The 6,497-nt window shown below is 63.5% G+C and carries 9 protein-coding genes; 8 read left to right on the top strand and 1 reads right to left on the bottom strand.

Annotation, left to right across the window (positions count from 1 at the left end):
- Positions 1-175 (top strand): chorismate synthase (locus IG178_RS14175; RefSeq protein WP_193213219.1); only part of this gene is annotated, 175 nt, incomplete at its 5' end.
- Positions 172-963: an HPP family protein gene (locus IG178_RS14170; protein ID WP_193213218.1), complete on the top strand. Its 792-nt coding sequence runs from the start codon at positions 172-174 to the stop codon at positions 961-963. The genes IG178_RS14175 and IG178_RS14170, both read left to right, overlap by 4 nt.
- A gap of 120 nt (positions 964-1,083) precedes the next feature.
- On the opposite strand, the gene IG178_RS14165 is transcribed toward IG178_RS14170, so the two are convergent.
- The gene (locus IG178_RS14165; protein ID WP_193213217.1) at positions 1,084-2,910 is read right to left on the bottom strand and encodes an SLC13 family permease; all 1,827 of its coding nucleotides are present in this window, start codon (positions 2,908-2,910) and stop codon (positions 1,084-1,086) included.
- Between the two features lie 193 nt (positions 2,911-3,103).
- Here IG178_RS14165 and gatB point away from each other — a divergent pair, with 193 nt between their 5' ends.
- The 6 genes from gatB to IG178_RS14135 are packed head-to-tail and all read left to right on the top strand — an operon-like array spanning position 3,104 to position 6,311.
- Positions 3,104-4,558 carry an Asp-tRNA(Asn)/Glu-tRNA(Gln) amidotransferase subunit GatB gene (gatB, locus tag IG178_RS14160; protein WP_343225975.1) on the top strand — a complete coding sequence of 485 codons (1,455 nt, stop codon included), beginning with the start codon at positions 3,104-3,106 and terminating at the stop codon, positions 4,556-4,558.
- A gap of 16 nt (positions 4,559-4,574) precedes the next feature.
- Positions 4,575-4,922, top strand: a complete 348-nt coding sequence (locus tag IG178_RS14155; RefSeq protein WP_193213215.1) for a DUF2185 domain-containing protein — start codon at positions 4,575-4,577, stop codon at positions 4,920-4,922.
- A 6-nt stretch (positions 4,923-4,928) separates the two neighbouring features.
- Positions 4,929-5,078 (top strand): hypothetical protein, encoded by a 150-nt coding sequence (locus tag IG178_RS14150; RefSeq protein WP_193213214.1) that lies wholly within the window; start codon positions 4,929-4,931, stop codon positions 5,076-5,078.
- A gap of 13 nt (positions 5,079-5,091) precedes the next feature.
- Complete coding sequence (locus IG178_RS14145; protein WP_193213213.1) at positions 5,092-5,262, top strand: hypothetical protein; 171 nt, start codon at positions 5,092-5,094, stop codon at positions 5,260-5,262.
- Complete coding sequence (locus IG178_RS14140) at positions 5,259-5,459, top strand: hypothetical protein (protein ID WP_193213212.1); 201 nt, start codon at positions 5,259-5,261, stop codon at positions 5,457-5,459. Before IG178_RS14145 ends, IG178_RS14140 begins: the two co-directional genes overlap by 4 nt.
- 54 nt (positions 5,460-5,513) lie before the next feature.
- Complete coding sequence (locus tag IG178_RS14135) at positions 5,514-6,311, top strand: DNA-methyltransferase (protein WP_193213211.1); 798 nt, start codon at positions 5,514-5,516, stop codon at positions 6,309-6,311.
- Positions 6,312-6,497: the final 186 nt, after the last annotated feature.

The raw sequence follows: 6,497 nt of genomic DNA, 5'->3' as shown, positions 1-6,497 counted from the left end.
GGAAACCGTCACCAACACCGGCGAGAACACCGAACTCGCCGGCCGCGGCCGCCACGACGCTTGCGTGCTGCCGCGGGCCGTGCCGATGGTCGAGGCGATGGCGACGCTGGTCATCTGCGATCACCTCTTGCGCCAGCGCGGACAGGTGGGAGGATTCCCGGCACCTGACGCATGAAAGAACTGTTCGCCGCGCTCGACCTGCAGACGATCCCGCAGGTCAGCCTCGGGACGGCGGCACTGCTGATCTTCGGCGCCTGCGCCAGCCTCGCCGTGCTGCGCGGCCTGCTGCGGATCATCGTCGGCACCTTGATCGTCTGCGTCAGCGGATTTGCCGCCCTCCAGGCCTGGCGCTACGCCCCGGCCCTGCTCGGGCACGGCCAGCCGTGGTTGTCGGTGGCGGCACCGGTCGTGACCGGCATCGTCTCGCTGCTGGTCCTGCGCGCCATCCTGAAGGTGCTGGTCCGGCCTTGGGGCGAGCCCAACAAGGAAGTTGCCGGCCAGAACCGCCGCTCGCCCTTGCGTTGGGCGCTGACCTTGCTGTTCAGCCTGGTGCCGACCGCCCTGCTCTGGTTCAGCGGTGCCACGGCCCTGCGGAACTTTGGCTCGGTTGCCGAGATCCGGCGCTTCGTTGATGGCAAGAGCGACACCAACGCATCGTTCCGCTTCCTCGCGGAGATCCGCAGGACCATTGGCGGAAGCTTGGAGCGTTTCGGAGAGCTCGATTCGCTGTCGGACGAAGCCCGGGTCACGCTGGCGAAGTTGATCGCCCTCGGGGAATCGAGCCCGCCCAAGGCCATCCCGGTGATGGAGGAACCGGAGATCCGAACATTGATCCTGGACGATCCCGAACTGCGGCAGCTGGCAAGGGAGAAGCGCTATGCCGACATCCTGCGCGACCCGCGGCTGGACCACGTGATGCGGAATCCCAACCTGAGGGAGCTGCTTGCAAACTTGAAGCTTTAGTGAGAGCGCCAAGGGACGGGAAGGGAGCGCCGACTTCAGTCGGCTTGGATTGGTTGGCTCGCCAGTCCTGAGAAGCCGACTGAAGTCGGTGCTCCCTTGATGATCCTTGATTGATCCCTTCTACCCGTGGAATGGCCAGATCACGGGAATCAGGGTGCAGGCCACGATCCAGCAGATGAGGTTCAGCGGAATCCCGACCCGCTGGAAGTCCGAGAAACGGTAGCCGCCCGGACCATAGATCATCAGGTGCGTCTGGTAACCCATCGGCAGCGCAAAGGCGCACGAGGCCGCCACCGTCACACCGATGATGAACGGGTGGGTCTGGACCCCGAGCTCGTGCGCCAGCCTGACGCCAATCGGGATCATCATCACCGCCGTCGCGTTGTTCGAGAGCACCTCGGTCAGGAGGAGGGTCAGCAGGAAAATCAGCCACAAGGTGGCATAGGGCAGCATCTCGGCGGAGAACATGCTGCGGGTGAATCCGACCACGTTCTTTGCCAGGAACTCCGCCGTCTTGGTCTCCTCCATCGCCATGCCCAGGCCCAACAAGCCGTAGAGCATCAGTAGCACCTGCCAGTCGACGCTCGCGTAGGCATCGCGCGGGGTCAGCACCTTGGTCCACAGCAGCAGCAGGGCCCCAACCATCGAGGCGTAGTGGATGGGAATCTTCGGCACCGCCGGGATGATGCCGTGGAGGACATCGGTCAGGGTCGCTACCAGCACCACCCCGATCAGAGCCGACCAGGCGAGCACCGAGTGGTGCTTCGGCGCGGTCGATGTCGCTTCAACCGGCTTGTCGGTGAGGACGAAGTCACGGCTTTCGGCGATTTCGTCGAGGTTGTGCGCCGGGGTGATCACCAACAGGGTGTCGCCGATTTCCAAGGGCAGCCGCGCGAGGTGCTCGGTGATGTTCACGCCGTTGCGATGCACCGCCAGCACCACCGCGTTGTATTCCTGACGGAAGTCCGAGCCCGCGAGGGTCACGCCGATCAGCGACGACTCGTCGCGGATGACCAGCTCGGTGACGATCCCGTCCACCGTCGAGAGAACCTGGGCCCGCGCCTCGCTGAACAGGCTGTTGGCCTCGACCGCCTTCTTCTTGCGGCCGTGGACCGCGATCAGAAAGCGGTCGAATTTCTGGACCGTGATTTCGTTGACCTGCTGCATCACGCGCTGGCCGTTGCGCCGGACTTCCAGCAGGTGCACGCCGCCGTCGCGGTTGAAAAGCGGGGTTTCGAGCAAGGGCTTCCCCACCAGCGGGGAATCATCCTCGATCAGGACGTGATACAGCGGGGTCGTCCGGTGCTCGATCTCCAGGCTGCCGCTGATCGACGAGCGGGACGGCATCAGCTTCGGCCCGAAGATCACCAGGTAGCCGATGCCGGCGATGGCCAGCGGCACCCCGACCGGTGCCAGCTCGAACATCGTCATCGGGGTCTCCCCCATCGACTTCAGCGAGCCGTTGACCAAAAGGTTGGTCGAAGTTCCGATCAAGGTGCAGGTGCCGCCGAGGATCGACGCATAGGAAAGCGGCATCAGCAGCTTGGACGCCGGGATGTTCTTGGTCCGGGCAAAGCCGAGCGTCACCGGCAACAAGATCGCCACGATCGCGGTGTTGTTCATCCAGGCGCTGAAAAACGCCGCCAGCGCGGCGAAGGCGAAGATCGACCAGCGCAAGTTCCCCGACAGCCGCGCTTTCAGGACTTGCCCGATGTGGTCGACCGCTCCCGATTTCTCCAAGGCCCCGCCGATGATGAACAGCGCCGCGATGGTCAGAGGTGCCTCGTTTTTAAAGACCTCCGTCATCTGCGAGTAATCGATCAGCCCGAGGCCGACCACCGCGCAGAGGACCGTCAGCGCGATCACGTCGGCCGATGCCACCTCCTTGATGAAGGCGATCAGGGTCAGAACGATGACAGCCAGGGTCAGTCCGATTTCCAAAGTCATTCGTCGTCCCGCGAGGGAAGGGTTTGCACGGGGCTCCGCCATGCACCGGACCCCGGGAAATGGCAAGCACGGCGAGAGGCATCGGAGGATTGCCGATTGGGGATTGAATATTGGGTATTCTTGGCCGCCAATGAGCGGCATCGGAGCTGCGAGGCCCAATCGCCGATTTCCAATCTCCAATTCCCACTCGTCCGTGTCCTATCTCGTCACCATCGGTCTTGAAGTCCACTGCCAAGTCAAAACGAACACCAAGATGTTCTGCGCCTGCGAAACCTCCTTTGCCGAGGAGCCGAACACCCGCACCTGCCCGGTCTGCCTGGGCCTGCCCGGCGCGCTGCCGGTCCTCAACCGCCACGCGATCGAGAAAACCCTGCTCGCCGGCCTGCACCTCGACTGCGGTTCGCCCGAAATCTCCAAGTGGGACCGGAAGAACTACTTCTACCCGGACATGCCGAAAAACTACCAGACCACCCAGATGGACCTGCCCTTGTGCATCGGCGGCGAGGTCCCGGTCTATGACTTCAACTACCCCACCGACGTCCGCAAGGACATCCCCCGCCCCGGCCTGAAGGTCCGCCTCAACCGCATCCACCTCGAGGAGGACGTCGCCAAATCCACCCACCTCGGCACCACCTCGGTCATCGACTACAACCGCGCCGGCACGCCGCTGATGGAAATCGTGACCGAGCCCGACATCGAGACCTCGGCCGAGGCCTTCGCCTTCCTGCGTTCGCTGCAGATGATCCTCCAGCAAGGCGGGATTTCCGACGCCGACATGGAAAAGGGCCAGTTGCGTTGCGACGTGAACATCTCGATCCGCCGCCAGGAAAGCGATCCGCTCGGCAACCGCATCGAGCTCAAGAACCTCAACTCGATCTCCGCCGTGCGCCGCGCCATTGACTACGAGATCGAGCGCCAATGGGAAGACCTCCAGGCCGGCATCGAGCAGATCCAGTCGACCCGCCGCTGGGACGACGACCGCGGCGAGTCGCAGCTGCTGCGCACCAAGGAAGACGCCCACGATTACCGTTACTTCCCCTGCCCCGACCTGCTGCCGGTCCACACCGAGCCGTTGTTGGAAAAGGTCCGGCCGATGCTCACCGAGCGTCCCCACGAGCGCGCCGGACGCTACGAAAAGGACTTCGAGGTCACCGCCTACGACGCCTCGGTGCTCGCCGCCGATTTGCCGCTGGCGAACTATTTCGAGGAACTTGTCGCCACCTCTGGTTCCTCCGGCAAGAAGGCCGCCAATTTCCTGCTCAACAACCTGCTCGGCTCCCTGAACGAGCGCTCGATCGCGATCTCCGATTCCCCGCTCTCACCGGGCAAGTCCGGGGCGCTGCTCGGACTGGTAGAAAAGGGCACGCTGGCCATCAGCCAGGCCAAGGAAGTGCTGACCGTGCTGCTCGACGCCCCGGACCAGGATCCCGCCGCGGTCGCCAAGGAACTCGGCTTCGAACCCGCCGACGCCGGGGAACTCGACGCGCTCTGCGACCAGGTCATCGCCGCCAACCCCAAGCAGGTCGCGGAGATCAAGGCCGGCAACGAGAAGCTCATCAACTTCCTCACCGGCCAGGTCATGAAGGCCTCCGCCACCAAGCCGAACCCGAAGCAGGTGACGGATTTGCTGAAGGGGAAGCTTGAGTGATCAACTCGCGGAATCGATGGAGAAGGACTTCAACATTCCTGGTTCAGACATCAAACGCGTGATTCCATACATGGGGTCATGCCTGGCCACCGATCACATCACCGTTGAAGCTCGCAAAGTTGGCTACATGTATCGGGAGGAGCCGGATGACAAAATCGATTCGGGCTGGCGCTTTTTCTCGGGAGCGGAGTCGGACGATTACGTGAACGATCCGGTCAACTTGGCCCGATACGATGTCAACACGATCTGCAACTACGATCCCGCGATCATCCCTTACCTCGAGAGCGAGGCAGGCCGGGCGTTCGGAAGAGTCGAAGGGACGAATCGATTCGAGGAGGAGCCTCTCGACCTCGAAAACAGATAGGCCGCCATGCTTCCCGATTTCGCCCAGTCACTCTACGACCGCTTTGATCGGGAAGGCATCCCGCTCCTGCTTGCAGGCGGCTGGGCGGTGTCCCACCACGGCTACAATCGCTTCACCCGGGACGTCGATTGGATCTGTTCCCGGGCTGACACTTGAAACCTTGCTGGCCATGAAGCTTCACGCGGTCGGGGACAACGAAGCCCGCCACGGCAAGGACCTCCTCGACATCAGGGAGCTCTTGAGCGAAAATCCGGGAGTTATCTCGGACGAGCGGCAGCGCCAGCTATGCGAAAAATTCGCAGGCCCCGACGGATACGACCTCGTGAAGACACCTCGATGAACACCCTCGACCTCAAGCTTCCCGATTTCTCCGGCCATCCCCGGCCACCGCGGATGACGTTTGAGGAGTATCAGCGCTGGATCTGCGAGGAAATCGTTCCGGAGCTTGCCCGCCGCGGCGAAATGACCACGGAAAAGCTGCGCGAAGATTTCATGCAGAACGAAGGCCGCATGACCGAGTTCCGCTACGACGGCTGAGATCGCCACTCCGCGTTTCCTCCGCGACCTTCGCGCCTCCGCGGTTCATTCCCCATGCCCGCCCTCCATCTCCACCACGGCGACTGCCTCCAGGTCCTCCCCACCCTGCCCGACGGCTCGGTGGATCTGGTCGTCACCTCGCCGCCGTACAACCTCGGCATCAACTACCGTTCCTTCGACGACACCGCCGGGCGGGCCGAGTTCCTCGCGTGGTGTGTCGACTGGGCCACCGAACTGAAGCGGGTCCTCGCCGACGACGGGTCGTTCTTCCTCAATGTCGGCGCCGCTCCTTCGAACCCGCTCTTCCCTCACCAAGTCCTGCTGGCCCTGACCGACGGCTTGTTCGTGCTGCAGAACACCTTCCACTGGGTCAAATCGATCACCGTCGAGACCCGCAAGGGCGAGCAGATCAGCGCCGGGCACTTCAAGCCGATCAATTCCAAGCGCTTCGTCAACGACTGCCACGAGTATGTCTTTCACCTGACCAAGACGGGCGACGTCCCGCTCGACCGCCGTGCCGCGGGGGTACCGTACCAGGACAAGTCGAACATCGCCCGCTGGGGACACACGGGTGGCGAGGACAAGCGCTGCCGCGGCAACACCTGGTTCATCCCCTACGACACCATCCAGTCGCGCGACAAGGAACGCCCGCACCCCGCGACCTTCCCGGTGGCGTTGGTGGAGCAATGCATCCGCCTCCACGGTAAGGGCCCGGAAACCCGCATGCTCGACCCCTTCCTCGGCATCGGCACCTCTGCCGTCGCGGCGAAGCAGGCCGGCGTCGCGACGTTCACCGGCATCGAGATGGACGACCACTACCTTTCCGTGGCCCGGGAACGGATGGGGAAGTAGCGCAACTTTGCAAGTTGCGGGTGGGGCGGTCGCCCGATTTTCCCAGACCCCGGCACCACCGGACAGCTGGCCCCATCGTTCCACGAACCGCCCGACGACCGCCGCATCCAAGGAAGCCCCAAGCCCCCCGGAATCTCCACCCTGCCCCATCCGCAACTTGCAAAGTTGCGCTACTTCCGCTTGCGC

Source organism: Neoluteolibacter marinus, from assembly GCF_014904755.1.
GTDB lineage: Bacteria > Verrucomicrobiota > Verrucomicrobiia > Verrucomicrobiales > Akkermansiaceae > Haloferula > Haloferula marina.
The sequence above is the reverse complement of the archived record's forward strand: the minus strand, read 5'-3'. Positions and strand labels throughout refer to the sequence as shown.

Bases quoted from the DNA above. Each gene is read 5' to 3' on its own strand.
- IG178_RS14145 (WP_193213213.1), top strand. From the start codon at position 5,092: ATGAAGCTTCACGCGGTCGGGGACAACGAAGCCCGCCACGGCAAGGAC.
- IG178_RS14140 (WP_193213212.1), top strand. From the start codon at position 5,259: ATGAACACCCTCGACCTCAAGCTTCCCGATTTCTCCGGCCATCCCCGG.
- IG178_RS14165 (WP_193213217.1), bottom strand. From the start codon at position 2,910: ATGACTTTGGAAATCGGACTGACCCTGGCTGTCATCGTTCTGACCCTG.
- IG178_RS14150 (WP_193213214.1), top strand. From the start codon at position 4,929: ATGCTTCCCGATTTCGCCCAGTCACTCTACGACCGCTTTGATCGGGAA.
- IG178_RS14155 (WP_193213215.1), top strand. From the start codon at position 4,575: ATGGAGAAGGACTTCAACATTCCTGGTTCAGACATCAAACGCGTGATT.
- IG178_RS14135 (WP_193213211.1), top strand. From the start codon at position 5,514: ATGCCCGCCCTCCATCTCCACCACGGCGACTGCCTCCAGGTCCTCCCC.
- IG178_RS14170 (WP_193213218.1), top strand. From the start codon at position 172: ATGAAAGAACTGTTCGCCGCGCTCGACCTGCAGACGATCCCGCAGGTC.